The sequence below is a fragment of the Streptomyces aidingensis genome (genome assembly GCF_900112355.1).
Classification (GTDB): Bacteria; Actinomycetota; Actinomycetes; order Streptomycetales; family Streptomycetaceae; genus Streptomyces; species Streptomyces aidingensis.
The window spans coordinates 201,121-226,880 of the sequence record NZ_FOLM01000009.1 but is presented as its reverse complement, the minus strand read 5'-3'; the positions used below and the strand labels follow the sequence as shown (position 1 = coordinate 226,880).

Here is a 25,760-nt window from a genome sequence, read left to right as displayed (position 1 = left end):
ATGACCGGCGGCGTTCTACAGTCGTGTCATGACTTCGCAGGAGACGGCGCGGGTGGACACCTGGATCTGGTCCGTGCGGCTGATCAAGACCCGTTCGCAGGCGACCGCGGCCTGCCGGGCCGGTCATGTGAAGGTCAACGGTGACCGGGTGAAGCCGGCGCACGCGGTGCGGCCCGGGGACGAGGTACGGCTGCGGCACGAGGGCCGGGACCGGGTGGTGATCGTGACCCGGATCGTCCGCAAGCGGGTGGGGGCGCCGGTGGCCGCGGAGTGCCTGGTGGACAACAGCCCTCCCCCGCCGCCGCGGGAGCTGCTGGTGGCGGTGGGCCGCCGGGACCGGGGGGCGGGGCGCCCCACCAAGCGGGAGCGGCGCGAGCTGGACCGGCTGCGCGGCAGCGGCGGCCCGGACCGGCCGCCGCGCGGCTGACCGCGGCCGGCCGGAGAGGACGGGCCGGAGAGGACAGCCGGGGCGGTTCGGGGCGGTCGGGGTGTGACGGCTGTCATCCCGGGACGACCCGGGGTTTTGGCATCGTGGGCTGCCATGGAGAGCATGCAGCCGGAGATCCGCAGTTTTGTGGCCGTGGGGGATTCCTTCACCGAGGGGATGTCCGATCTCCGCCCGGACGGTGGCTACCGGGGGTGGGCGGATCTGCTGGCCGGGCGGCTCGCCGGGCGCGCCGAGGGCTTCCGGTACGCCAACCTGGCGGTGCGCGGCAAGCTGATCGGCCAGATCACCGGGGAGCAGGTGCCGGCCGCGGCGGCGATGCGCGCGGACCTGGTGACGCTGGTGGGCGGGCTCAACGACCTGCTCCGGCCGCGCTACGACCTGGGCCTGGTACGGGCCCGGCTGGAGGAGGCGGTGGAGACCCTGGCCCCTTCCTGCCGGACCCTGGTGCTGATGCGCAGCCCGGGGCGGCGCGGCCCGGTGCTGGAGCGCTACCGGCCGCGGATGGAGGCGCTGTTCGGGATCCTGGACGAGCTGGCCGCGCGGCACGGCGCGGTGGTGGCCGACCTGTACACCTCGCAGGCGCTGTCCGATCCCCGGCTGTGGGCGGAGGACCGGCTGCATCTGACCGCGGAGGGGCACCGGCGGGTCGCCGAGGCCGTGTGGCAGACGCTGGGGCTGGCCCCGGGCTGGGACTGGACGGCCCCGCTCCCCGCGCAGCCGCCGCCCGGCTGGGCCCGGCGGCGGCTCGCCGACGCGCGGTTCGCCCGGGTGCATCTGCTGCCGTGGATCGGGCGCCGGCTGGCCGGCCGGTCCTCCGGGGACGGCCGGCCGTGCAAACGGCCGGAGCTGCTGCCGTGGCCGGCCGGCGGGGCCGGGGCCGCCGCGGACGGGGTGCCCGCCGGCCCGCCGGCGGGCGGCGGACCGGCCTCCGGCCGCCCGGACGGGACGCTGCGGGCAGCGGGGACGGGGCAGCCGTAGAATCGCTGTCCGTGACAGCGAAACCGCAGATCCCCGACGTTCTGGCCCACCGCTACGCCTCCGTGGAGATGGCCCGGGTCTGGTCCCCCGAGCAGAAGGTCGTCGCCGAGCGCCGGCTGTGGCTGGCCGTGCTGGCCGCCCAGCGGGACCTGGGGGTGGCGGTCCCGGACGGCGCCGCCGAGGACTACCGGGCGGTGCTGGAGTCGGTGGATCTGGAGTCGATCGCGGCCCGGGAGCGGGTGACCCGGCACGATGTGAAGGCCCGCATCGAGGAGTTCAACGCGCTGGCCGGGCACGAGCAGATCCACAAGGGCATGACCTCGCGCGATCTGACGGAGAACGTCGAGCAGTTGCAGATCCGCCGCTCGCTGGAGCTGGTGCGGGACCGCGCGGTGGCCGTGCTGGCCCGGCTGGCGCGGCTCGCCGCCGGCCATGCGGAGCTGGTGCTGACCGGCCGTTCGCACAATGTGGCGGCGCAGGCCACCACCCTGGGCAAGCGGTTCGCCGGCTGCGCGGACGAGATGCTGGTGGCGTTCCGGCGGCTGGAGGAGCTGCTGGACCGCTATCCGCTGCGCGGCATCAAGGGCCCGGTGGGCACCGCGCAGGACATGCTGGACCTGCTCGGCGGCGACGCCGGGAAGCTGGCCGACCTGGAGCGGCGGGTGGCGGACCACCTGGGCTTCGGCTCGGTGCTCAGCTCCGTCGGCCAGGTGTATCCGCGGTCCCTGGACTACGAGGTGCTGAGCTGCCTGGTGCAGCTCGCCGCCGCGCCGTCGTCCCTGGCGAAGACGGTCCGGCTGATGGCCGGTCATGAACTGGTGACCGAGGGATTCAAGGAGGGGCAGGTCGGCTCCTCCGCCATGCCGCACAAGATGAACACCCGCTCCTGCGAGCGGATCAACGGCCTGGCGGTGATCCTGCGCGGCTACAGCCACATGGCGGGCGAGCTGGCCGGCGACCAGTGGAACGAGGGCGATGTCTCCTGCTCGGTGGTGCGCCGGGTGGCGCTGCCGGACGCCTTCTTCGCGCTGGACGGCCTTTTCGAGACATTTCTCACGGTGCTGGACGAGTTCGGGGTGTTCCCCGCCGTGGTCTCCCGCGAACTCGACCGCTACCTGCCGTTCCTGGCCACCACCAAGATCCTGATCGCCTCGGTGAAGGCCGGGGTGGGCCGGGAGACCGCGCACGAGGCCATCAAGGAGCACGCGGTCAAGGCGGCGCTGTCGCTGCGCGCCGGGGCCGCGGAGAATCCGCTGATCGCCTCGCTGGCCGCGGACGAGCGGATTCCGCTGACCGCGGTGACGCTGCACCAGTTGCTGACCGAGCCGCTGTCCTTCACCGGCGCGGCGGGCGCGCAGACCGCGGCGGTGGTACGGGCCGTCGAGGCGCTGGCGGACAAGCACCCGGAGGCGGCCGGGTACACACCCGGCGCCATTCTCTGAGAACAGGGGGAATCGTGACCCGCACAGCCGGGATAGCCGTGGTCACCGGTACCGGTACCGGGGTGGGCAAGACGGTGGCGACCGCGGCGCTGGCCGCCGCGGCCCGCGCCGCCGGTCTGGCCGTGGCGGTGGTCAAGCCCGCCCAGACGGGGGTGGCGCCGGACGAGCCGGGCGATGTGCACGAGGTGCGCCGGCTGGCGGGCGGCGAGGTCACCGGGGTGGAGGTGGCCCGGTATCCGGAGCCGCTGGCGCCCTCGGCCGCGGCCCGGCGGGCCGGGCTGCCCGCGGTGCGCCCGCGGGCGGTGGTGGCCGCGGTGCAGGATCTGGCCGACCGCAGCGATCTGGTGCTGGTGGAGGGCGCCGGCGGGCTGCTGGTGCCGTTCGACGCCGAGGGGTCCACGCTGGCCGATCTGGCGCTGCTGATGCGCTCGCCGGTCGTGGTGGTGACATCCGCGGAGCTCGGGACGCTGAATCACACAGCGCTGACGACACAGGCACTGCGGGTACGCGGACTGCGCTGCCCCGGGCTGGTGATCGGAAGCTGGCCCGCCGAGCCCGGTGCGGCCGAGGAGTGCAACCGGGAGGATCTCCCGGTGGTCGCGGAGGTACCGGTGCTGGGGGTGATTCCGGAACGGGCGGCCGGGCTGCCGCCGGAGGTCTTCCGCGCATCGGCTCCGGAGTGGGTGGGTGCGGCGCTGCACGCGGTCCTGGACACGTTCCCGGAGTCCGCGGGCGGCGGCAGGGACGAGGGCCGGTGAGCCGGCCGGGGCGACAAGAGGGGCGGTGACCGGAACATGGACCGGTCCACGAGCCGTTACGCGGTCACAGGGCAAGCACGGAAAGCGGGGTGACATGAGGTGACGAAGTGGATTTTTCGGTTGAATACCTCCTTAACCCGCGAGTCACAATACGTTTGTGATCACGCAACACCCGGGAGCGAGAGTGCTCCTATGGCTGAGTCCTCCTTCCACCGCACCGTGCGGCCGGCCGGCGGTCGCCTCCGGCGCCCGTCCCCCGGCCCGGTGCGGGGCTGCCAGGCGGTGGCGAACCCCCTGCCGGCGGCCCCTGCGGTGTACCCGGGATCCGCGCCCGCCGAGGTCCCGGTCAGCCCGGGTCCGGAGGGCCTGGTGCTGCGGCAGGCCGGCCCGGGCGACGCCCGGGCGGCCAGGGCGATGCACGAGCGCTGCTCGCCGTCGACCCTGAACCGGCGTTACCACGGACCGGTGGGCGACGCCGACCGCTATCTGGGCCATCTGCTGGACCCGCGGCACGGTCGGACCCTCGCGGCCGAGTCGCCCGGCGGGGAGATCGTGGCGCTGGGGCATGTGCTCTGGGACGGCGACGACACCGAGATCGCGCTGCTGGTGGAGGATGCCTGGCAGCGCCGCGGGGTGGGGATGGCGCTGCTGCGGCGGCTGCTGGTGCTGGCCCGGGAGGCGGGCTGCGACTCCGTCTACGCGGTGACGCAGTCCGGCAACACCGGGATGCGGGCGGCCATGCGGTCCACCGGGCTGCCGCTGGAGTACGACTGGTCGGAGGGGGTGCTGGTGATCAGCGCGCGGCTGGCGCCGTCCGCCGCGGCGGGCGCGCTGCCCGCCCCGGCCGGCGGCTGAGCCCCACTGGTCCGCGGCGCGGAACCGTAGTGACATCCGCCCTGTTCACATATGAGGATGGGGCGCATGTCCGACACCCTGGATCTCACGAAAGATCTGCTCCCCCGACAGCTCGCCGACGCCTACCTGGACGCACTGATCGAGCTGGACCCGGTCACCGGCACCTACCTGGGCGTGCCGGAGAGCGCCGGCCGTCTCCCCGACTACTCCCCCGCCGGCCTGGAGCGGATAGCCGGCCTCCAGCGCGCGGTGCTGGCCCGGCTGCCGCACGCCGAGGCGCTGCCCGGCGGGGACTCCGACGTCGAGCGCCGCTGCGCCCGGCTGCTGCGCGAGCGGCTGGCCGCCCAGCTCGCGGTGCACGACGCCGGGGAGACCCTGCGCCTGATGAACAACCTGTTCTCGCCCGTTCAGAACGTGCGCAACGTCTTCACCCTGATGCCGCTGGAGACGGCCGAGGACTGGGCGACGGTGGCGCGGCGGATGCGGGCCGTGCCGGCCGCGCTGGAGGGGTACCGGGCGGCGCTCGCCGAGGGCGCCTCCCGCGGGCTGACGGCCGGCCCCCGGCAGGTCACCACGGTGATCGGACAGCTCACCGAATGGCTCGGGGACGGCGCGCGCCCCGACTGGTTCACGGCCTTCACCGCGGACGGCCCCGAGGAGCTGCGGGGCGCGCTGGACGCGGCGGCGGGCGAGGCCGCCGCCGCCGTGGGCGCGCTGCGCGACTGGCTGGCCGGGGAGTACGCGGCTGCCGCCGCGGGCACCCCGGACGTGGCCGGGCGGGAACGCTACGCCCGCTGGGTGCGGTACTGGAACGGCACCGATCTGGATCTGGAGGAGGCATACGCCTACGGCTGGGCCGAGTACCACCGGCTGCTGGCCGAGATGTGGGCGGAGGCGGACAAGATCCTGCCCGGCTCCTCGCCGTGGGAGGCGCTGAAGCATCTGGACACCGAGGGCCGGGCGGTCGAGGGAGTGCCGGAGATCCGGGCCTGGCTGCAGAACCTGATGGACGAGGCGATCACCGCGCTGGACGGGACCCACTTCGAACTGGCCGACCGGGTCAAGCGGGTGGAGTCGATGATCGCGCCGGACGGCAGCGCCGCGGCGCCGTACTACACCCCGCCGTCCCTGGACTTCTCCCGGCCCGGCCGCACCTGGCTGCCGACCCTGGGCCAGACCCGGTTCCCGGTCTACGACCTGGTGTCCACCTGGTACCACGAGGGCGTGCCGGGGCATCATCTCCAGCTCGCCCAGTGGGTGCATGTCGCCGAGCGGCTCTCGCGGTTCCAGACCACCGCGGGAATGGTCAGCGCCAACGCCGAGGGCTGGGCGCTCTACGCCGAGCGGCTCATGGACGAGCTGGGTTTCCTGACCGATCCGGAACTGCGGCTGGGCTATCTGGACTGCCAGATGATGCGTGCGGTGCGGGTGATCATCGACATCGGCATGCACCTCGGTCTGGAGATCCCCGCGGATTCCGGCTTCCACGCCGGTGAGCGGTGGACGCCGGAGCTGGCGCAGGAGTTCTTCGGCCGGCACAGCGGCCGGCCGGCCGACTTCATCGAGAGCGAACTGGTCCGGTATCTGGGCATGCCCGGCCAGGCGATCGGCTACAAGCTGGGCGAGCGGGCCTGGCTGGCCGGGCGGGAGGCCGCCCGGGCGGCGCACGGCGAGGCGTTCGACGCCAAGCGCTGGCACATGGCGGCGCTGTCCCTGGGCTCGCTCGGCCTGGACGATCTGCGTGAGGAACTCGCCGCCCTGTAGGCGGCACGACGGGCGGCGCCCCGGCCGCCGCGCGGCGCGGGCCGTGCGGCGGCCGGGCGGCCCGGCGGCTCACACCGCCCCGGGCGCGGCGCGCTGCCGCAGGGTGGAGCCGCGGCGGCCCTTGACCACCTCCAGCCGGGCCGGTATCCGGGCGCGCAGATCGGGGACATGGCTGACGATGCCGACGCTGCGCTCCTGCTCGCGCAGGCCGTCCAGCACGTCCAGCACTTCGTCCAGGGTCTGTTCGTCCAGGCTGCCGAAGCCCTCGTCGATGAAGAGGGAGTCCAGCCGCTGCCCGCCGGCCTCCTCGGCGACCACGTCGGCCAGGCCGAGGGCCAGGGCCAGCGAGACGTAGAAGGATTCCCCGCCGGAGAGGGTGGCGGTGTCGCGTTCCCTTCCGGTCCAGGCGTCCAGCACCCGCAGGCCCAGGCCGGAACGGCCGCGGGAGACCGGGACGTCGGTGTGGGTCAGGGCGTAACGGCCGGCCGACATGGCGCCCAGCCGGTCCCCGGCCGCGGCGGCGACCCGCTCCAGCCGGGCGGCCAGCACATAGGTCTCCAGCCGCATCCGGTAGAGGTTGTCGGCGGTGCGGCCCCGGACCAGGTCGGCCAGGCGGGCGATCCGGGCGCCGCGGGCGCGCATCGGCGCCAGTTGCCGGACCGCGCCGGCCGCCTCGGCGGAGAGCCGGTCCAGTTCGGCGCAGCGGTCGGCGGCGGCGCGGTGCGCGGCGGAGGTGTCCCGCACCCGGTGCAGCGCCGCATCGGCCGCCGCCCCGGCGGCCTCCGGGTCCGCGGGCGGCGCGGCGGCGGCCCGCACGGTGGCCAGGTCGCCGAGCACGGCGCGGATCTCCGCCTCCTCCCGGCTCCACTGCTCCAGCCGGTCGGCGAGTTCGCGCTGCCCGGTCTCGGGCAGCAGCGCCTCCCGGGCCCGCTCGGGGGTCTCGAACCCGGCCCGGTAGGCCGCGGTGGCCAGCCTGGCGTCGGCCTCCTTCAGCCGGGCGGCGGTCTGCTCGGCGCGGGTGGCGGCGGTGGCGGCCTCGGCCAGCAGACCGGCCTCCCGCTCCAGCCGGGCGGCGCGTTCGGCGACGCTGGGCGCGTCGCCGCGGGCCCGGGCCAATTCCTTCTGCAGGGCGGCGAGTTCGGCGGCCAGGGCGGCACGCCGGGAGGCCCGGCCGGCGGCGGTGCGGTGCCCCTCCTCGATGCGGGCGGCGAGCCCGGTGCGGCCGGCCTCCGCGCGGGCGAGGTCCTCCTCGGCCGCCGTGGCACCGGCGGCGGCGGCGCGGGCGGCGGCGAGCCGCTGTTCCAGGGCGGTGACCCGCTCCGTCAGGGCGGGCAGCGGCTCGTTCCCGGCGTCCTCGGCCGCGGCGGCGTGTTCGGCGCGGAGCGCGGCCAGCCGGCGGGCGAGCTCCTCGCGGTGCTCCTCGGCCTGTTCCAGGGTCTGCCGGGCGGCGTCCTCCTGTTCCCGGTCCACATGGCCGGGGGACCGGGGGGCGGGGGCCGGGTGTTCCGGCGAGCCGCACACCGCGCAGGGCTGTCCGGGGCGGAGCCGGCCGGCGAGTTCGGCGGCCAGGCCGGCCAGCCGGCGCTCCCGGACATCCAGCCATCCGGCGCGGGCGGTGTCCGCCTCCCGGGCGGCCCGGGTGTGCGCCGCGGCCAGGGCGTCGGCGTCCTCGGCGAGGGCGTCGCGGCGGGCGGCGGCCCGGAGCCGGCGGCGCTCCCCGGCCAGCAGATGTTCCAGCCGCTCGGTGTCCCGCCCGGCCTGCCGGGCGGCCTCGAGCGCGGTGCCGAGCCGGTGCCGGGTCGCTTCCGCCCGGGCCAGCGCCTCCTGGTCGGCGGCCAGCCGCTCGCCGTCGCGGCGGACGGTCTCGTCCAGGGCCTCGATCTCGGCGGCGAGACGTCCGGCCCGGTCCTCGGCGGCGCGGGCGGCGGCCAGGGTGCCGGACTCCTGGCGCAGTGCGCGTTCCCGGCCGGCCAGGGTCTCGGCCGGGGCGCCGGCCAGGTCCTCGGGCAGCCCGGCCCTGGCCAGGGTCTCCTCCCGCCGGGCGGTCCGGTGTTCGGCCTCGGCCTCGGTGTAGAGGTCGAGGGCCGGTGCCACGGCCGCCGCGGCGCGGGCGCGGTCCAGCAGGGCACGGGCGGCCTCGCGTTCGGGCTGCCGCTCCCGCAGGGCCTCCTGGCGCGCGCGGGCCTGCCGGTGGCGCTGCTGGAGGGTGTGGAGCGCGGCGGCGGTGTCGCGGCCCTGCCGGGCGGCGTGGTGCGCCGCCTCGGCCGCCTCGGCGGCGAGGCGGGCGATCTCCAGGCGTTCCCGGGCGTCGGCGCGGGCCTGGGCGGCCAGCCGCAGCACGGCGCCGGCCAGGGCGGGATCGCCCGCGGCCGGCAGCTCCGCCCCGCCGGGGCCGCCGGCCGCCTGCTGGATGCGGTGGGCCAGGGCCAGCAGCCGTTCGTCACCGGTGCGGACCTGTTCCAGGGCGGCGCGGCGCTGCTCGTCGAGGTGTTCCTCGGCGGCGGCGAAGCGGCGGGTGTCGAACAGGCGGCCGAGCAGCCGGGCGCGGTCCTCGGCACCGGCCCGCAGGAAGCGGGCGAACTCGCCCTGGGGCAGCAGCACCACCTGGCAGAACTCCTCGCGGCTCATCACCAGCAGGTCCCGCAGCTCGATGCCGATCTCCTGGTGGGAGCGGCTGAGGGCACGCCAGCCACCGGTGGCCGGATCGCGTTCGCGCAGCGCGCTGTACGCCTTCTCGCGGGTCAGGCCGGTGCCGCGCTTCTTGGGGCGGTCCTGTTCCGGGCGGCGGGTGATCTCCAGGCGGCGTCCGGCGAGGGTGAAGTCGAGCACCACCTCGGTGAGGGTGTCCTGCTCGGCGTGGTCGCTGCGCAGTTCCTGGCCCTGGCGGGCGCCCGGCACCGAGCCGTAGAGTGCGTAGCAGACCGCGTCCAGGACGGAGGTCTTGCCGGCGCCGGTGGGGCCGTGCAGCAGGAACAGCCCGTCGGCGGCGAGCCGGTCGAAGTCGATGTGCTGGCGTCCGCCGAAGGGGCCGAACGCGGCGAGGCGGAGGCTGTGCAGTCTCACCGCTGCTGCTCCTGGGTGCGGGCGCCCTCCAGGGCGGCGGCGAGCAGGGCGCCTTCCCCGGGGTCGGGTTCCCGGCCGCCGCGGACGTGGCGGAGGAAGTCCCCGGCGATCTGCTGGTCGGTGCGGTCGCGCAGCCGGTCGCCGTAGCGGGGGCCGGCCGGGGTGCCGGCGGCGCGCCGCGGTTCGAAGACCAGGCTGAGCAGATGCGGGAAGCGCTCGCCCAGCCGCGCCATGGGGTCCGGCGGCCGGCCGGGGTCGGTGAGGGTGGCCTCCACCCAGTGCTCCCGGCATTCCTCCAGGGCGGGGTCGGTGAGCAGGTGGTCCAGGGTGCCGCGCAGCCGGGCCAGCGGGCGGGGCACCGGGCAGTCGAGGCGCTCGTCCTGCTCGATCCGCCCGCCGGGGCCGAGCCCGATGAGCCACAGGCTCTTGCGGTGGCCGGTCTCGGAGAAGGAGTAGGCCAGCGGGGAGCCGGAGTAGCGGATCCGTTCGGTGAGGGCCTGGGCGCCGTGCAGATGGCCGAGGGCGACGTAGTCGACGCCGTCGAACAGGGTGCGCGGTACGGAGGCGGCGCCGCCCGCGGTGATGTCGCGTTCGCTGTCGCTCTCCTCGCCGCCGGTGACGAAGGCGTGGGCGAGGACGACGGAGCGGGTGCCGGCCGGGCGGGCGGCCAGATCCCGGCGGACCCGGCGCATGGCGGCGGCCAGCACCTCGGTGTGGCCGGGGCGTTCGGCACCGAGCCGCTCGCGGACCAGCGCGGGTTCCAGATAGGGCAGCGGGTAGACGGCGATGCCGCCGTGGGCGTCGTGCAGCAGCACCGGCTCGCCGCAGGATTCCGGGTCGGTGCGCAGATGGATGTTGCTGCGTTCCAGCAGGCCCGCGCCGACGCCCAGGCGGCGGGGCGAGTCGTGGTTGCCGGAGATCATGATCACCGGGATGCCCAGCCCGGCCAGCCGGTGCAGGGTTTCGTCGAACAGCTCGACGGCGGGCAGCGGGGGGACCGCCCGGTCGTAGATGTCGCCGGAGACCAGGAGGGCGTCGGCCTGCTTGTCGCGTACGGTGGCGATCAGATGGTCGATGAAGGCGCGCTGGGCGTCGAGCAGTCCGACGCGGTGGAAGGCACGGCCGAGATGCCAGTCCGACGTGTGCAGGAAGCGCATGGTCGATCACTGTAGGCCCGGGCGCCGACACTCCGGCACCCCGGCCTCCCGGCGGCCTCCGGCCGGTCAGGGCGGTCCGTACCATTCGGGCCCGAGTTCGGCCCGGGCGGTGCCGGCCGTGGTGTCGGCGAGCCAGGCGCAGAAGCCGGCGGCGGCCGAGCCGGGCAGGCCGATCTCGATGGTGACCCGGGAGCCGTAGGTCACCGAGCGCACCGCGTATCCGGCGGCGCGGAGTTCGTTCTCCAGTTTGCCCGCCCGGTCGTGGCCGACGGTGACGGAGGCCAGCCGCATGCGGCGGCGGGTCACGGTCCCGGCGGCGTCCAGGGCCTCCCCCACGGCGCCGCCATAGGCGCGGATCAGGCCGCCCGCACCGAGTTTGACGCCGCCGAAGTAGCGGGTGACCACGGCGACGGTGCAGCGCATGCCGCGCCGCAGCAGCATCCGGAGCATGGGCGGGCCCGCGGTGCCGCCGGGTTCGCCGTCGTCGTCGCCGCGCTGGACGGCCGCGTCGGCGCCGATCACATAGGCCCAGCAGTGGTGGGCGGCGTCCGGGTGGCGGGCGCGGATCCGGGCGATGAACGCCCGGGCCTCCTCCTCGGTGCCGGCCGGGGCCAGGGCGCACAGGAACCGTGACCGGTTGACCTCCGTCTCGTGGAGGCTCTCGCCGGCCACCGTGCGATAGCGGTCGTCCTCCGGCTCCCCGTGGCTGCGCTGGTCCCGCATCCGGCCAAGCCTAGGCGCGCCGGCGGGGAATGGCGGGGCCCGGGTGCCGGTTGACGCCTGCATGTACGGAACCGATGAGACGGTGCGCAGGATTCTGACGGGCGGCGGGACCTGGGCGGTGGTCGGGCTCTCCGGCAACCGGGAACGGCCCGCCTACGGTGTGGCGGCCGTGCTCCAGCGGCACGGCAAGCGGATCGTGCCGGTGCATCCCCGGGCGGAGACGGTGCACGGCGAGCGCGGCTACGCCTCGCTGGCCGAGATCCCGTTCCCGGTCGATGTGGTGGACGTGTTCGTCAACAGCCGGCTGGCGGGCGCGGTGGCCGACGAGGCGGTCGCCGCCGGGGCGAAGGCGGTCTGGTTCCAGCTGGACGTGGTGGACGAGGAGGCGTACCGGCGGGTGCGGGAGGCGGGTCTGGAGATGGTGATGGACCGGTGCCCGGCGATCGAGCTGCGCCGCCCGGAGTTCCGCGATCTGGCGGCGGGCCGGGCCTGAGCGGCCCGCCGGGGGCGGCGGCCGGGTTCAGCGGGGCGGCGGGACGGAGACCGCCATCGTCATCTCCACCGGTTCCCCGCCCTCGTTGCGGTAGCCGTGCGCCACATGGCTGCCGAAGGCGGCGGAGGTGCCCGCGGGCACCTCGTGGGACTCGCCGTCCACGGTGAGGGTGAGCACGCCCGAGGTGACGTGCAGCAGTTCGGTGGTGCCGGGCGGGTGCGGGTCGGAGGTGTGGCCCTCGCCGGGCATCAGCCGCCAGCTCCACATCTCCAGGGGGCCGGGCGCCTCGGTCCCGGCCAGCAGGGTGGAGTGGCTGCCGGCCGGGGTGGACCACAGCCGGACCGCGCGGCCGGGCGGGGTGAGCCGGACGGCGGGGCGCAGCCCCTGCTCGAACAGGGTGGTGAGGCTGATGCCGAGGGCGTCGGCGACCTTGACCACGGTGCCCACACTGGGGTTGGTCCGGGCCTGCTCCATCTGGATGAGCATGCCCCGGCTGACCCCGGCCCGTGCCGCCAGGGCGTCCAGGGACAGACCGCGGCGGACGCGCAACTGTTTCAGGCTGCGGCCCAGGGCCCGGGCGAGCTGGTCGAGGTCGGTCATGGGCGCCTCCGGTGCGCGGCGGCGGACGTCGCGCAGATCACACTGACAGTGCAGTATTTTTGATGCCGACGTCCAGTGCAGTGAACTAAGGTGAGGGCTGAAGTCCACCGCACTGTACTGCGAGGTGTCCCCATGGTGGTGCTGGCCCTGGCCACGAGCGTGCTGTGGGGTCTGGCCGACTTCGGCGGCGGAATGCTGGCCCGCCGGGTACCCGCGCTCACCGTGGTGGTGGTCTCCCAGACCCTGGCCGCACTGGTGCTGGCCGCCGGAGTGCTGGCCACCGGGGCCTGGCAGCACGCCGACGGCCGGCTGTGGTTCGCCGTGGCGGCCGGCGCCCTCGGCCCGCTGGCCATGATCTGCTTCTACCGGGCGCTGGCCCTGGGCCCGATGGGCGTGGTCTCCCCGCTGGTCGCGACCGCGGTGGCGGTCCCGGTGACGGTCGCCATGGTGGTGGGCGAGCGCCCGGCCGCCCTGCAGTACGCGGGCATCGCCCTGGCCGTGACGGGCGTGGTACTGGCCGGCGGACCGGAGCGCGGCGGCACGGCCCCGGTACGGCAGCGGGCGCTGCTGCTCACCCTGGCGGCGGCGCTGGGCTTCGGCGGGGTGCTGGCGCTGATCGCCGAGGCGTCCGACGGGGAGTCCCTGGGCGGCCTGCTGCTCGCGCTGCTGGTGCAGCGGCTGTGCAATGTGCTGGCCGGCGGGGCGGCGCTGGCCGCGGCGCACCGGCGCGGGGTACCGGTACTGCCCGCCGGCGGCCGGGCGGAGCTGCGTGCGGCCACCCCGGCGCTGCTGTTCGTCGGGGTGGCCGATGTGGTGGCCAACGGCACCTATGTGCTGGCGGCGGGGATCGGCCCGGTGACCGTGGCGGCGGTACTCGCCTCGCTCTACCCGGTGGTCACCGCGCTGGCCGCGCGCGGAGTGCTGCGCGAGCGGCTGCGCTCGGTACAGGCGGCGGGCGCGGCGCTGACGCTGGCCGGCACCCTGCTGCTGGCCTCCGGCTGATCCGCCGGGCCCGGTGGGCGTGCCGCGTTCAGTCCGGGACGGCGACCGGCGTCCGGCCGGCCGGGGCGGCGGCGGATTCCTCCGGGCCCGCGTCCGCCTCCGGGTCCGAGGCGCCGGCCCGCCGTGCCCGGCGCTTGATCCACAGCACCGAGGCCGCTCCGAACAGCACCGCGGCCAGCAGGCCGATCCAGGAGAAGCGGTGCAGCCAGGCCTCGGCCACCACCCCGGCGTAGTAGATCACCGCGGTGGTACCGCCGGCCCACAGGACGCCGCCGGGAATGTCCGCCGCGGCGAACTTCCAGTAGGGCATGCGCAGCACCCCGGCCAGCGGACCGGCGAAGATCCGCAGCAGCGCGACGAACCGCCCGAAGAAGACCGCCCAGGCACCCCAGCGCTCGAAGGCGCGCTCGGCCAGGGCGACGTTCCGGGGCGAGAAGTGTCCGGGGAATCTGCGGCCCAGCCACTGGAAGAGCGGCCGGCCGCCGCGCAGGCCTATGAGATAGCCCAGAGAGTCGCCCACACAGGCGCCGACGGTCGCGCAGATGCCGACCCAGAGCGGGTCCACATGCCCCTGGGAGGCCAGCAGCGCGGCACTGACCAGGATGATCTCCCCGGGCAGCGGCACGCCCAGCATCTCGATCAGGATGACCGCGGTCACGAGGGTGTAGATGGCCAGCGGCGGGATCGTCGCCAGCCACGCCTGGATGTCCACCCGCCGTTCCCCCCGCCTTCGCTCCGCGATGTTCCCGGGCGCTCGGGGAGAGCCGCCCGCGGGAAGCGTAACCGATCCCCGCGGGCGGTCAGGAAACTCCCCGGAACAGGCGCCGGGCCGCCCGGTGTACGGCGGCTCAGCCGTGCGGGCGCAGCGTCCAGACGATGGTCATCTCGGCGGTCACCGCCCCGTCCGGGCGCCGGATGGCGACCAGGACCGGGAATTCGGGCCGCTCCCCCGCGTCCAGGGCCGCGACCACCTCGGCGGCCGGGCGGCCCAGCTCGGCGGTGGCGGTCACCTCGCCCATGGCGAGCTTGGTGTAGCCGATCTCGGCGCGGACTGCCAGCGGAAGGGCGCGGGAGAGCTGGTCGCCGAAGGCGGCCAGCACGATGGCGCCGCTGGCCGACTCGGCCAGGGTGAACATGGCTCCGGCGTGCGGTCCGCCGACATGGTTGTGGTAGGCGGACTGGTCGGGAAGGGCCACCACGGCCCGCTGCGGGGTGGTCTCCCGGAACTCCAGCCCGAGGGTGCGGACCATGGGAACGTTCGCGGCCATCATCTCGCCGATGGCGGGCTGGGTCTGCGGCATGGCGAGATGTTACCAGTGGGTAGCACCACTGGCCAGGCCGTCCGCCACCCTGCCGGGCGCACCGGGATCAGCCCACCGAGAAGGCGCCCGGCGGCGGCTTCGGCGAGGGCCGGGCGGCATTCTCGTCGGCCACCGGCTCCGCGTCCCCGATCAGCTCCGCCAGCCCGGCGCCGTGCACCACCCGGGCCGGGAACGGGTCCGCGGCACAGCGCCGGGCCAGCTCCGCCACCGGCAGCCCGGCGTCGGCGGCCAGCAGCACGGCGTTGCCGAAGCGCCGGCCGCGCAGCACCGCGGGCTCGGCCAGCAGGCACACCCCGGCGAAGACGGAGGCCAGGGCGGCGAGCTGGCCGCGCAGAAAGGCGAACGGCGCCCCGTCGGCGAGATTGGCCAGGTACCACCCGCCGGGGCGCAGCGCCCGGGCGGCGTCCCGGGCGAAACCCAGCGTGGTGAGCGAGGCCGGGGTGCGGGTACCGGCGAAGACGTCGGCGATCAGCACATCGGCGCCCGCGGCGGGCACCGTCCGGAGGGCGGCCCGGGCGTCCGCGGTGCGCACGGTGACACCGGAGCCCAGGGGCAGCGGCAGCCGCCGCTCCACCAGGGCGGCCAGCGCCGCGTCGGCCTCCACCACCGTCTGCCGGGAACCGGGACGGGTGTGTGCCGCGTACCGGGGCAGGGTGAGGCCGCCGCCGCCCAGATGCAGCAGGTCCAGCGGGCGGCCCGGGGGCGCGGCCAGATCCAGGGCATGGCCGATCCGGCGTGCGTACTCGAACTCCAGATGGTCCGGGGCGTCCAGATCCACATACGACTGCGGGGCGTCGTCCACCGTGAGCAGCCAGCCGCCCGGCCGGTCGACATCGGGCAGCAGCCGGGCGGTGCCCCGGTCCACCGGCTCGGTCACCGGCACCCGGCCGGCACCGGAACGGGGCAGCGGAGGCCGGGACGGCCCGGCCGATGACGGGTAGCTGTGCACCCCGGCATTCTGCGGCACCGGCCGCCCGCACGGCAGTTCGCACCGGCGGACCGTGCCGATCCGCTACGCTCCCCCGGTGCCCCCGTCCTGCACCCTGACCGCTGCTCCGGCCGCCGTCGGCACTCTCGCCTCCGCCCGGATCCGGCCGGCCGCGCCCGCGCCGCCGTGCGCCCCCGTACCGGACGGCGCGCCGGACTGATCATCATTTCCGCCCCGCGGCCATGACGCGGGCATACGCGGCATACGATCAGCTTGCGCACCCGCCGCCGCAAGACCCATCCCGGCGGAGCGCCGCCGTTTCCACCCTTCCGACCGTCTTGAGGGACGAGCAGACCCCACCATGTCTTGGTTCGAAGCACTCATCTACGGGCTCGTCCAGGGACTGACCGAGTTCCTGCCCGTGTCGTCCAGCGCCCACATCCGGCTCACCGCCGTGCTCGCCGGGTGGCAGGACCCGGGCGCCGCGTTCACCGCGGTACTCCAGCTCGGCACCGAGCTGGGCATTCTCATCTACTTCCGCCGGGACATCTGGAACATCGCCTCGGCCTGGGCCCGGTCGCTGGTCAGCAAGGAGGCACGCGGCGAACTCAACGCCAGGCTGGGCTGGCTGGTGCTTCTGGGCTCGATCCCGATCGGCGTGCTGGGCGTGCTGCTCAAGGACGCCATCGAGGGACCGTTCCGCGACCTGCGGCTGATCGCGGCGAGCTTCATCGTGCTGGGCATCGCGCTGGGCGTCGCGGACCGGATCGCCTCGCAGGCGGAGGCCGGCGGCCGGCACCGGGCGGGCAGGCCGCGCAAGGGCATCGAGGAACTGGGGGTGCGCGACGGCCTGGTCTTCGGGGCCTGGCAGGCACTGGCACTGATCCCCGGCATGTCCCGCTCCGGGGTGACCATGACCGGCGGCCTGTATCTGGGCTACTCGCGGGCCGCGACGGCACGTTACTCGTTCCTGCTGGCGATTCCGGCGGTGTTCGCCTCGGGGCTGTACGAGGTCGGCTCCATCGGCGAGGAGGCGGCACACGTCTCCTGGCCGATGACCATCTTCGCCACGGTGATCTCCTTCGTGGTCGGCTATGCGGTGATCGCCTGGTTCATGAAGTGGATCTCCACCCGCACCTTCGCCCCGTTCGTCTGGTACCGGATCATCGGCGGCATCGTGATCCTGGCCCTGGTCTGGGGCGGAGTGGTGGACCCCATGGAAGGAGCCGACTTCGGCAAGGGAGAGTGAGACTTGCGGAAACGCGCGGGATTTCCCGATTCCGCGCGGATCGGCATGCCCACAGGTCCTCAGCCGAGACGGCGCAGGGCTCCGGGAACAAACGGGCGCAGAAACCGAGCGACGCTCGGGTTGTGGTGCCGGACGAACCTGCCGGAGTCTCCGAAGGGCGCGGTGGTCGCGAGGACCGCCGCGCCCGTGCCGACCGGGCCCTCGGAACAGCGGCAGCCGGCCGGAATGATGCGTTCGTGACCGGAAATGGGAGCAACAGAAGGCCCGGCTGACGCGTCCAACAGTGGTCATGACCGGTGCGGGAATCCGCGACGCCGAGCGAGGCGGTCCCCGCGGCGACGAAGGACCCGATATGAAACTGCCTCGCGCCGCTGCGACGGCGGCGGCCACAGCCGTGATGGCGTCGGCCGCGCTCCTCACCGGCTCTCCCGCAATGGCGGCCGGCCCCGCGACCGGCTCCGGAACCTCTCCCGCGGGTGAGGAGAACGGAACCGCCGGAGGCGGATCCGTCGTCGGCAACACCTGGCTCACTCCGGGCGGCAACCCGCCCGCGGGCTTCACCTGCGCACTGGACGAAGGCATCACCAGTGAGCTGGCCGGCCTGCAGAAGAGCATCCGCGCCGCCTCCGGTTACTGGCCGGAATTCACCTACTTCCCCGGCCGGCTCTCGCTGACCAACAACACCGGGGAAGAGCTGCTGGTCTACCCCTATGTCCGCTTCGAGCAGTACGCCGGCGAGGATGACTCCTTCCTCCGCCTGATGAATGTCCAGTACCAGATCGACGGCAAGCAGTGGCACGACCTTCCGCTCGCCGAGGAGGATCTGGCGGGATACTTCGGCCACGTCAGGATCGCGGCCGGCGCCACCTACACCATCGAGATCCGGGTCATGGTCTCCGAGGACTCCCCCGACGGCTGGGCACGGGGCCAGGTGAAGGCCGAGTACTGGACCACCGAGAACCAGGAGTGCCGGGGCGGGGAAACCACCCCGTACACGGTGGAGGTTCTCGCGAAGGAGCCGGAGCCGGACCCGGAGCCCGCCCCCGGGCCCGGGCCGGGCGACGAGACACCACGCGGGGACGGGGCACCGGCCGGGGAGACACCCGCCGGCAAGCAGCCGGCCGGCGACCGGGGGGAGCTGGCCGAGACGGGCAGCGGCGCCGGCCTGCCGCTGTTCGCACTGGCCGGTGCGGCCGTGGCCGCGCTGGGCGCCGGTGCGATGTCCGCGGTCCGGCGGAGCAGGGGCTCCGGTCCCGCCCGCTGAGCGGAGTCCGTCCCGGGTGCGGGGTCAGGCCGGGCGGGGCTGCTCGATGGCGGTGACGATCTGCTCGCACAGTTCGTGGGTGCGCAGGGCGTCCTGCGCGGAGAGCACCCGGCCGGCCCGCACCGCGCCGAGAAAGACCAGCACGGCCTGCTCGATGCCGCGTTGCCGGGCCACCGGAACCCAGTCGCCGCGCCGGCGCACGCTGGGCTGGCCCTTGTGGTCGATGATCTCGGCCAGGTTGCGGACCTCCCGCTTGGAGTCCTGGCCGGAGACCTCCAGGATCTCCTCGGCCGAGCCGGAGAGGCGGTTCATGGCACCGATGGCGGTGAAGCCGTCGCCGGAAAGCTGGAGCACCACATGGTGGAGCAGCCCGTCGACACAGCGGAAGCGCACATCGACCCGGTCGACCGCGCCGGGCACCAGAAAGCGCAGGGTGTCCACGACATGGATGAAGTCGTCGTACACCATGCGGCGGGGCTCCTCGGGAAGCCCCACCCGGTGCTTCTGCATGATGATCAGTTCGCGGGCATGTTCCTGGCAGCGGGCATAGCCCGGGGCCCAGCGGCGGTTGAAGCCGACCATCAGGCTGGTGCGCCTGGCCTCGGCCAGCTCGGCCAGCCGCTGGGCCTCGCCGAGTTCGGAGGCCAGCGGCTTGTCGACATAGACCGGCACCCCGGCCTCCAGCAGCCGGGCCACCAGCCGAGGGTGATCGGCGGTCGGCGCGTGCACGAAGGCCGCGTCCAAACCGGCGGCGAGCAGCGAGTCCAGGCTGGTGTGCCGGTGCTCCGCGGGCACCCGGTAGAGGTCGCCGGTCCGCTCCAGGGTGGCCGGGGTCCGGGTGTGGAGATGCGGTTCCACGCCGGGCTGTGTGGTGAGAACGGGCAGATATGCCTTCTGGGCGATGTCGCCCAGCCCGAGCACGCCGACCTTCACCGGACCCCCTGTGTGTTCGCTCGACACGGCCGTGCCCCGGCAGCATAGCCGCGCGGCGGACCGGTAATCGGCTGGCCCGCCCGGCCGGCCGCGGGCGAGGATGGCCGGCATGACGACATCAGGCGGTTATCCCGGAAACGTCGGCGACGAGCGGACCATGCTGGAGAACTGGCTGGACTTCCACCGCGAGACGCTGGCCAGGATCTGCGAGGGTCTGGACGAGAAGCAGCTCAAGGAGGCGTCGGTGCCGCCCGCCAACCTCACGCTGCTGGGGCTGGTGCGGCACATGGCGGAGGTGGAGCGCAACTGGTTCCAGCGGGTGCTGGGCGAGTCACCGGTGCCGGGGCTGTACATCAGCCGGGAACGGATGGACCGGGACTTCGAGCTCACCGAGGAGGACCGGGCCGAGGAGGGATTCGCCGCCTGGCGGCGGGAGATCGAGGCGGCCAGGGCGGCGGCGGCCGGGCGCTCGCTGGACGACACCTGCCGGCGGCCCAGGGACGGCGAGGAGTTCAGCCTGCGCTGGATCTATGTGCACATGATCGAGGAGTACGCCCGGCACAACGGGCACGCCGACCTGATCCGGCAGCGGATCGACGGTGTGACCGGCCGCTGAGCGGGCCCGCGGCGGCGGCCGTGCCGCGGGGGAGGAACGCCGGCGCGCTCCTGCCCTGCGGCGCCCTCGCCGGCGGCCGGCCCGGGCCGGCCGGCCCTGTCAGTCGCCCAGGCCGGGAATGCACCAGTCGACGGGGGTGTGGCCCTGGGCGGCGATCGCCGCGTTGATCCGGGAGAAGGGGCGGGAGCCGAGGAACTTCTTGGCGGACAGCGGCGAGGGGTGGGCGCCGTCCACCACGGCGTGCCGCGCGGTGTCGATCAGCGGCAGCTTCTTCTTGGCGTGCGAGCCCCACAGCACGAAGACGGCCGGGTCGGTGCGGGCGGAGACGGCGTGGATGACCGCGTCGGTGAACTTCTCCCAGCCCATGCCCTTGTGCGAGTTGGCCTCTCCGCCGCGCACCGTGAGCACCGTGTTGAGCAGCAGCACCCCCTGCCGGGCCCAGGGCATCAGATAGCCGTTGTCCGGGACGGGACAGCCGAGATCGGCGTGGAGCTCCTTGTAGATGTTGCGCAGCGAGGGCGGGATGCGCACCCCGGGACGCACCGAGAAGCACAGGCCGTGTCCCTGGCCCTCGCCGTGGTACGGGTCCTGCCCGAGGATCACGACCTTGATCTCGTCGTAGGGGGTGGCCTCCAGGGCGGCGAAGACCTCCTCGCGGGGCGGGTGGACCGGTCCGCGTGACCGCTCGGTCTCGACGAAGTCGCTGAGCTCCTTGAAGTAGGGCTTGGTCAGCTCCTCGCCGAGCACGCTCTGCCAGGACCCGGGCAGCTCTCCGATCACGACGTCAACCTCCGTTGTGGCCAATGGTTATGGCGGAGAACCTACCGCGCACCACTGACAGGCGGCGGCACCGGCGGGACGGCCGCCCCGCCGGTGCCGCGCGTCCGGTCAGCCCAGGCCCGCGCCCAGCAGATGGCCGCCGTCCAGCACCAGGGTCTGGCCGGTGATCCAGCCGGCCTCCGCGGAGGTCAGGAACGCCGCCGCGGCGCCGATGTCCTGCGGGGTGCCCAGCCGGCCCAACGGATAACGGCGGACGACGCTCTCCTCCCGGCCCTCGTAGAGCGCGGCGGCGAACCGCGTCTTGACCACCGCCGGGGCCAGGGCGTTGACCCGCACCCGGGGCGCCAGCTCGTGGGCGAGCTGCTGGGTGAGGTTGATCATCGCGGCCTTGCTCATGCCGTAGGCACCGATGTACGGCGAGGCTCCGAGTCCGGAGACGGAGGCGATGTTGATCACCGCGCCGCCGTTGTCCCGCTGCCAGGCCGCCCAGACCCGCTGGACGAAGGCGAGCGCGGCGACCACATTGGTCTCGTAGATCTTGCGCACTGCGGCGAGGTCCAGTTCGGCCAGCGGCGCGTAGACCGGGTTGGTGCCGGCGTTGTTGATCAGGTAGTCGATGCGGCCGTGGCGGGCCATGACCGCGTCCACCACCGCGGCCTGGTGGTCCTCGTCATGGGCGCGGCCGGCCACGCCCATGGCCCGGTCGGCGCCGAGTCTGTCCACCGCCTCACGCAGCGACTCCTCGTTGCGGCCGGTGATGCACACCCGGTCGCCGCGGGCGATCAGGGCCTCGGCGATGCCGTAGCCGATGCCCCGGCTGCCGCCGGTGACCAGGGCGACCCGGCCGGTGCCGCCGGAACTGCCGGCGCTGCCGGAACGTCCGGTGCTTGCGGGGTTTTCGGGGCTTTCGGGGCTTTCGGGGCTTTCGGTCATGCGTTCCTCACTGTGGTTCGGTCCGGTCCGGGTGCGGCGGTCAGTCCAGCGGCCCGCCGGCCACATACAGGACCTGGCCGGAGACGAAGCCGGCCTCCTCGGCGGTGAAGTAGGCGATGGCCCCGGCCACATCCTCCGGAACGCCCACCCGCTGCACCGGGATGGCGGCGGCTGCCGCCTTCTTGAAGTCCTCGAAGCCCATGCCCACCCGCTGCGCGGTCTGCTCGGTCATCTCGGTGGCGATGAAGCCGGGAGCGACCGCGTTGGCGGTGATGCCGAACTTGCCCAGTTCCTTGGCGAGGGTCTTGGTGAAGCCCTGCAGTCCGGCCTTGGCGGCGGCGTAGTTGGCCTGGCCCCGGTTGCCCAGCGCGGAGCTGGAGGAGAGGTTGACGATACGGCCGAAGCCGGCGTCCACCATGTGCGACTGGCAGGCCCGGGTCATCAGGAAGGCACCGCGCAGATGCACGTTCAGCACCGTGTCCCAGTCGGCGTCGCTCATCTTGAACAGCAGGTTGTCGCGGAGCACCCCGGCGTTGTTCACCAGCACGGTGGGCGGGCCCAGTTCGGCGGCCACCCGGGCCACGGCTGCGGTGACCTGCCCGGTGTCCGAGACGTCGCAGGAGACGGCCAGCGCCCGGCCGCCCGCAGCGGTGATCCGCTCCACGGTCTCCCGGCAGTTCTTCTCGTCGAGATCGAGGACCGCGACGGCGCGGCCCTCGGCGGCCAGCCGGACGGCGGTGGCGGCGCCGATGCCGCGGGCGGCGCCCGTGACGATCGCGGTGCGCGGCTCGGTGGTGGACATGTGGTCCTCCTTGACCCCTGGTGTGGTGTGGCGGTGGTGCGGCACGCCGGCGGCGTCATGGGAGCCGCCAGCGCTGAGCAACCGCTTAGTAGTGAGCAGTCGTGACGCTAGAAGCCCGGTGGTGGCGCTGTCAACGGTGGGCTTGGCCTCAGCGGTGGTCGGTCAGCGGACCAGCAGGTCCAGCAGCCGGTCCGCCTCGGCCTCCGGATCGGCGGTCAGCCCGGTGTGCACCGGCCCCGGCTGGACGACGGTGCTGCGCGGCGCGGTGAGCCAGCGGAACCGCCGGCCCGGGTCGTCACCGGCGGCGCCGCCCGCCGCGGCACCGCCCCGGCAGACGCACTCGGCCGCGTGCAGGGCCGCCCGCACCGCGGCCGGATCGGCCTCGGGGTCCAGCGCCCGCAGCCGGTTCTCGTCCAGATGGATACGGGCGCCCAGATAGCCGCGGCCCCGGCAGTAGACCAGCACCCCGGCGTTGATCAGCTCACCGCGCTCGACCCGGGGCACCACCCGGAGCAGCGCGTACTCGAAGACCTCCGGTGCGGGCGAGGTCCCGCGCGCCGTGCCGTTCACCGGTCACCGCCCCGCACCGGCCGCACGCCGGTCGGCCGGCCGGGTGCCCGGGACGGCCGCGGCGGCGACGCCCCCGCGGCGCCGGGGGCGCCCAGCACGATCCGCCGGTGCAGCCCGGGCGCCCGCGCGGTCAGCGCCGCGCGATAGGCGTCGCGGACGGCCTCGGGGCCGTCGAAGCCGGGCTCGCCGGCCAGCCACTCGTCCGGCACCTCGGCCAGTGCCTCGGCCACCAGACCGGTGGTGACCAGCGGGGCCAGCTCCGCCCCGGCGGCCTCGACATCCGGGGCGAACGGCGCCAGCGCGTGGTCCGAGGCGTCGAACGCCCGCTCCGGGGCGGACCCGGCCGAGGGCCAGTTGTGATGCCAGATCAGCGCGGCGCCGTGGTCGATCAGCCACAGATCGCCGTGCCAGAGCAGCAGATTGGGGTTGCGCCAGGAACGGTCCACATTGCAGACCAGGGCGTCGAACCACACCACCCGCCCGGCCTCGGCGGGGCTGACCCGGAAGGCCAGCGGGTCGAATCCGATGGAGCCGGGGAGGTAGTCCATGCCCAGGTTGAGTCCGGTGCTGGCCAGCAGCAGCTGCTGCACCTCGGGGTCGGGCTCCCCCCGGCCGATCGCCTCGTCCAGCCGGATCCGGACCAGATCCGGCACCCGCAGGCCGAGCCGCCGGGCCAGCCCTCCGCAGATCACCTCGGCCACCAGCGCCTTGCGGCCCTGGCCGGCACCGGTGAACTTCACCACATAGGTGCCCAGATCCGCGGCCTCGGCCAGCGCGGGAAGCGAGCCGCCCTCGCGCAACGGCGTCACATAGCGGGTGACGCGGGTCTCCTGGAGCATCCGCCCAGGCTAACCGGAGCCGACGACGGCAGGCGGCGGCCGGGGCGGCAATGCGCCCGGCACGGGACGGCGCACATGCTCTCGCACGAGCGGCCGTCCACCGCCATTTCTTGTCGTCTTGTCGGAACTTTCCGCTCACCCTCCCGGGCGCCGGGCACGCGGTGTGATACTGGCGACACCTTGATCAGGAGGGTGAACATGACCGGACCACTGACGTCCCGCCGTACCGCGCTGGCCGCCGGGGCCGCGGCCGGGCTCGCGGTGACGCTCGCCGCCTGCGGCTCGGACGACGACAACGACGGTGCGCCCACCGGGGAGGACACCGGCGGCGGCACGGACACCGGCACCGATCCCGGCACCGAGGAGCCCGGCCAGGACGGCGGCACGGACGGCGGCACGGACGGGGGCGAGCAGGCGGGCGGCGAGGCGCTGGCCCGGACCTCGGACGTCCCGGTCGGCGGCGGGCTGATCCTGGCGGAGCAGAAGGTGGTGGTCACCCAGCCCGAGGAGGGCACGTTCAAGGCGTTCAGCGCGGTCTGCACCCACCGGGGCTGCACGGTCGGCTCGGTGAGCGAGGGGCACATCGTCTGCCCCTGCCACGACAGCATGTTCGCCATCGCCGACGGAGCGCCGACCCCGGCCAGCCCGGCCAAGGCACCGCTGCCGGAGGAGCAGATCACCGTCGAGGGCGAGGAAATCCGCCTGGGCTGAGCCGCCCGCCCGGCCGTCGGCCCGCCGCGACGTGGCCGCCCTCCGTCCCCCGGGAGGGCGGCCACTTCCTTTCCGGTCCTCTCCGGTACCGCCCCGGCGGGATGCCGCGGGCGGCGGCACGGTCAGGCATAGCGGCGGCCGGCGGGCGGGCGGACCGCCTCGGCCACGGCCGCCGCCACCCCGGGGATCTCCTCCGGGCTCAGTGGGGAGATGGTCAGCCGGATGCCGGGCGGCGAGGCGACCCGGAACCGCGCGCCCGGGGCCGCGGCCCAGCCGGAGCCCAGCAGCCGGGTGACCGCGCCCGTCTCGTCCGCCACCGGCACCCAGACGTTCATGCCGCTGTGCCCGCGGGCGGGCACGCCCAGCGCGGCCAGCCCCGCCAGCAGGGCACCACGCCGGGCGGAGTAGGAACGGGCCGCCGCCCGGGCGCCGCCCCCGGCCGCCCCCCGCCGCCAGAGCGCGGCGGTGGTGCGCTGCAGCAGATGGCTGACCCAGCCCGGCCCGAGCCGCTGGCGGCCCCGCACCCGGTCCACGGTGACCGCGTCCCCGGTGAGCACGGCCACCCGCAGATCGGGGCCCAGCCACTTGGCCGCCGACCGGACGGCGGCCCAGTGGCCGGTGGCGCCGGCCAGAGTGTGCAGCGCCACGTCCACGATGCCGTGGCCGTGGTCGTCCTCGATGAGCAGGGTGCCGGGATGCCCGGCGAGCACGGTACGGAGTTCGCCCGCGCGGCCGGCGGAGACCGCGGCGCCGGTGGGATTCTGGGCACGGGCGGTGACCACCAGGGCACGGGCCCCGCCGCGCAGTGCCCCGGCCACCGCCTCCGGCAGCGGGCCGTCGTCGTCCAGCGCCACCGGGTGGGCACGCAGGCCCAGAGCGGGCACCAGATCCAGCAGGCTGCCCCAGCCCGGATCCTCCACGGCCACGGTGTCCCCCGGCCGCAGATGCGCGGCGAGCACGCGCTCGATGGCGTCCAGCGACCCGGAGGTGACCGCCACCGGGCCGGGCGCCACGCCGTCCGCGGCGAAGGACTCCCGGGCCGCCGCGGCCAGTTCGTCATCCGTCTCCGGCATGCCGTAGAGCAGCGGCCCGCGGTCGTAGCGGGCGGCGACGGCGGCCAGCGCCTCGCCCAGCGGGGGCAGCAGCGCGGGATCGGGATTGCCCTGGGAGAGATCGCGCACCCCCTCGGGCACGGCCGGCCGGATGGCCTCCCGGGCCGTGCTCGCGGGCCGCCGGCGCACCCGGCTGCCGCGCCGGCCCGCGGTCTCGATGACGCCGCGGTCGCGCAGCAGCCGGTAGGCGGCGGCGACGGTGTTGGGGTTGACCGCCAGCTCACCGGCCAGGGCCCGCAGCGGCGGCAGGCTCTCCCCCGGCGCGATCCGCCCCTCGCCCACCGCCCGCTCCACGCCGGCGGCGATGTCCACGGCACGGCGCCCCGTGATGCGGTAGTCTCCCGTCATGCAACCTCCTAGTGCAATCACCACTATGCACTAGTGCAAAAGAGGGCGCAAGGACCGGCGCCCGGCACGG

General features: G+C 74.8%; 25 protein-coding genes and 1 pseudogene. 12 read left to right on the top strand and 14 right to left on the bottom strand.

Annotated features, from left to right (window positions below):
• Positions 1 to 28: 28 nt before the first annotated feature.
• From BM242_RS30865 to BM242_RS17585, 6 genes and pseudogenes are all read left to right on the top strand, one after another.
• Positions 29 to 427, top strand: a complete 399-nt coding sequence (locus BM242_RS30865) for an RNA-binding S4 domain-containing protein (RefSeq protein ID WP_093839810.1) — start codon at positions 29 to 31, stop codon at positions 425 to 427.
• 114 nt (positions 428 to 541) lie between these two features.
• Positions 542 to 1,426 (top strand): SGNH/GDSL hydrolase family protein, encoded by an 885-nt coding sequence (locus BM242_RS17605; protein ID WP_425443876.1) that lies wholly within the window; start codon positions 542 to 544, stop codon positions 1,424 to 1,426.
• Between the two features lie 11 nt (positions 1,427 to 1,437).
• The gene (gene purB, locus BM242_RS17600; RefSeq protein WP_093839850.1) at positions 1,438 to 2,868 is read left to right on the top strand and encodes an adenylosuccinate lyase; all 1,431 of its coding nucleotides are present in this window, start codon (positions 1,438 to 1,440) and stop codon (positions 2,866 to 2,868) included.
• Between the two features lie 14 nt (positions 2,869 to 2,882).
• Positions 2,883 to 3,626, top strand: a complete 744-nt coding sequence (gene bioD / locus BM242_RS17595) for a dethiobiotin synthase (protein ID WP_175541462.1) — start codon at positions 2,883 to 2,885, stop codon at positions 3,624 to 3,626.
• Between the two features lie 357 nt (positions 3,627 to 3,983).
• Positions 3,984 to 4,481, top strand: a pseudogene (locus BM242_RS17590) (N-acetyltransferase family protein); the annotation flags it as partial.
• A gap of 66 nt (positions 4,482 to 4,547) precedes the next feature.
• Complete coding sequence (locus tag BM242_RS17585; RefSeq protein ID WP_093839808.1) at positions 4,548 to 6,245, top strand: DUF885 domain-containing protein; 1,698 nt, start codon at positions 4,548 to 4,550, stop codon at positions 6,243 to 6,245.
• Positions 6,246 to 6,314: 69 nt separating this feature from the next.
• Here BM242_RS17585 and BM242_RS17580 read toward each other — a convergent pair whose 3' ends face one another.
• From BM242_RS17580 to BM242_RS17570, 3 genes are all read right to left on the bottom strand, one after another.
• Positions 6,315 to 9,308 carry an AAA family ATPase gene (locus tag BM242_RS17580; protein WP_093839807.1) on the bottom strand — a complete coding sequence of 998 codons (2,994 nt, stop codon included), beginning with the start codon at positions 9,306 to 9,308 and terminating at the stop codon, positions 6,315 to 6,317.
• The gene (locus BM242_RS17575; RefSeq protein WP_093839806.1) at positions 9,305 to 10,465 is read right to left on the bottom strand and encodes an exonuclease SbcCD subunit D; all 1,161 of its coding nucleotides are present in this window, start codon (positions 10,463 to 10,465) and stop codon (positions 9,305 to 9,307) included. Before BM242_RS17575 ends, BM242_RS17580 begins: the two co-directional genes overlap by 4 nt.
• A gap of 66 nt (positions 10,466 to 10,531) precedes the next feature.
• Positions 10,532 to 11,188 (bottom strand): YigZ family protein, encoded by a 657-nt coding sequence (locus BM242_RS17570; RefSeq protein ID WP_093839805.1) that lies wholly within the window; start codon positions 11,186 to 11,188, stop codon positions 10,532 to 10,534.
• Positions 11,189 to 11,249: 61 nt separating this feature from the next.
• Between BM242_RS17570 and BM242_RS17565 the strand changes: the two genes are divergently transcribed.
• The gene (locus BM242_RS17565; RefSeq protein ID WP_093839804.1) at positions 11,250 to 11,681 is read left to right on the top strand and encodes a CoA-binding protein; all 432 of its coding nucleotides are present in this window, start codon (positions 11,250 to 11,252) and stop codon (positions 11,679 to 11,681) included.
• A 27-nt stretch (positions 11,682 to 11,708) separates the two neighbouring features.
• Here the strand turns inward: BM242_RS17565 and BM242_RS17560 are convergent, their stop codons facing one another.
• A complete protein-coding gene (locus BM242_RS17560; protein ID WP_093839803.1) occupies positions 11,709 to 12,281 on the bottom strand; it encodes a helix-turn-helix domain-containing protein in 573 nt (190 codons plus the stop codon).
• A gap of 132 nt (positions 12,282 to 12,413) precedes the next feature.
• Between BM242_RS17560 and BM242_RS17555 the strand changes: the two genes are divergently transcribed.
• Complete coding sequence (locus BM242_RS17555; protein WP_093839802.1) at positions 12,414 to 13,283, top strand: EamA family transporter; 870 nt, start codon at positions 12,414 to 12,416, stop codon at positions 13,281 to 13,283.
• A 28-nt stretch (positions 13,284 to 13,311) separates the two neighbouring features.
• Here BM242_RS17555 and BM242_RS17550 read toward each other — a convergent pair whose 3' ends face one another.
• The 3 genes from BM242_RS17550 to BM242_RS17540 all read right to left on the bottom strand — a co-directional run bounded on the left by BM242_RS17550 (position 13,312) and on the right by BM242_RS17540 (position 15,488).
• Complete coding sequence (locus tag BM242_RS17550; RefSeq protein WP_093839801.1) at positions 13,312 to 13,995, bottom strand: DedA family protein; 684 nt, start codon at positions 13,993 to 13,995, stop codon at positions 13,312 to 13,314.
• Positions 13,996 to 14,131: 136 nt separating this feature from the next.
• The gene (locus BM242_RS17545; protein WP_093839800.1) at positions 14,132 to 14,584 is read right to left on the bottom strand and encodes a DUF4442 domain-containing protein; all 453 of its coding nucleotides are present in this window, start codon (positions 14,582 to 14,584) and stop codon (positions 14,132 to 14,134) included.
• 67 nt (positions 14,585 to 14,651) lie between these two features.
• On the bottom strand, positions 14,652 to 15,488 hold the full coding sequence (locus BM242_RS17540; RefSeq protein WP_093839848.1) for a spermidine synthase: 837 nt from the start codon (positions 15,486 to 15,488) through the stop codon (positions 14,652 to 14,654).
• 406 nt (positions 15,489 to 15,894) lie between these two features.
• On the opposite strand from BM242_RS17540, the gene uppP reads away from it, so the two are divergent.
• Positions 15,895 to 16,782 (top strand): undecaprenyl-diphosphatase UppP, encoded by an 888-nt coding sequence (gene uppP / locus BM242_RS17535; protein ID WP_093839799.1) that lies wholly within the window; start codon positions 15,895 to 15,897, stop codon positions 16,780 to 16,782.
• Between the two features lie 352 nt (positions 16,783 to 17,134).
• The gene (locus tag BM242_RS17530) at positions 17,135 to 18,046 is read left to right on the top strand and encodes a hypothetical protein (protein WP_139238351.1); all 912 of its coding nucleotides are present in this window, start codon (positions 17,135 to 17,137) and stop codon (positions 18,044 to 18,046) included.
• 24 nt (positions 18,047 to 18,070) lie between these two features.
• Here the strand turns inward: BM242_RS17530 and BM242_RS17525 are convergent, their stop codons facing one another.
• Positions 18,071 to 18,979, bottom strand: a complete 909-nt coding sequence (locus tag BM242_RS17525) for a Gfo/Idh/MocA family protein (protein ID WP_093839797.1) — start codon at positions 18,977 to 18,979, stop codon at positions 18,071 to 18,073.
• A 109-nt stretch (positions 18,980 to 19,088) separates the two neighbouring features.
• On the opposite strand from BM242_RS17525, the gene BM242_RS17520 reads away from it, so the two are divergent.
• On the top strand, positions 19,089 to 19,595 hold the full coding sequence (locus BM242_RS17520; protein ID WP_093839796.1) for a DinB family protein: 507 nt from the start codon (positions 19,089 to 19,091) through the stop codon (positions 19,593 to 19,595).
• Between the two features lie 99 nt (positions 19,596 to 19,694).
• Here BM242_RS17520 and BM242_RS17515 read toward each other — a convergent pair whose 3' ends face one another.
• The 5 genes from BM242_RS17515 to BM242_RS17495 form a co-directional block, all read right to left on the bottom strand.
• On the bottom strand, positions 19,695 to 20,375 hold the full coding sequence (locus BM242_RS17515; RefSeq protein ID WP_093839795.1) for a uracil-DNA glycosylase: 681 nt from the start codon (positions 20,373 to 20,375) through the stop codon (positions 19,695 to 19,697).
• Positions 20,376 to 20,483: 108 nt separating this feature from the next.
• Positions 20,484 to 21,308, bottom strand: a complete 825-nt coding sequence (locus tag BM242_RS17510) for an SDR family oxidoreductase (protein ID WP_093839847.1) — start codon at positions 21,306 to 21,308, stop codon at positions 20,484 to 20,486.
• 40 nt (positions 21,309 to 21,348) lie between these two features.
• The gene (gene fabG, locus BM242_RS17505) at positions 21,349 to 22,110 is read right to left on the bottom strand and encodes a 3-oxoacyl-ACP reductase FabG (RefSeq protein ID WP_093839794.1); all 762 of its coding nucleotides are present in this window, start codon (positions 22,108 to 22,110) and stop codon (positions 21,349 to 21,351) included.
• Positions 22,111 to 22,272: 162 nt separating this feature from the next.
• Positions 22,273 to 22,680, bottom strand: coding sequence for a DUF3037 domain-containing protein (locus tag BM242_RS17500; RefSeq protein ID WP_093839793.1), 408 nt, complete (start codon positions 22,678 to 22,680; stop codon positions 22,273 to 22,275).
• On the bottom strand, positions 22,677 to 23,519 hold the full coding sequence (locus BM242_RS17495; protein WP_093839792.1) for a HipA family kinase: 843 nt from the start codon (positions 23,517 to 23,519) through the stop codon (positions 22,677 to 22,679). Before BM242_RS17495 ends, BM242_RS17500 begins: the two co-directional genes overlap by 4 nt.
• 198 nt (positions 23,520 to 23,717) lie before the next feature.
• On the opposite strand from BM242_RS17495, the gene BM242_RS17490 reads away from it, so the two are divergent.
• Positions 23,718 to 24,230, top strand: coding sequence for a Rieske (2Fe-2S) protein (locus BM242_RS17490; RefSeq protein ID WP_093839791.1), 513 nt, complete (start codon positions 23,718 to 23,720; stop codon positions 24,228 to 24,230).
• A 122-nt stretch (positions 24,231 to 24,352) separates the two neighbouring features.
• Here the strand turns inward: BM242_RS17490 and BM242_RS17485 are convergent, their stop codons facing one another.
• A complete protein-coding gene (locus BM242_RS17485) occupies positions 24,353 to 25,690 on the bottom strand; it encodes an aminotransferase class I/II-fold pyridoxal phosphate-dependent enzyme (RefSeq protein WP_093839790.1) in 1,338 nt (445 codons plus the stop codon).
• Positions 25,691 to 25,760 lie beyond the last annotated feature (70 nt).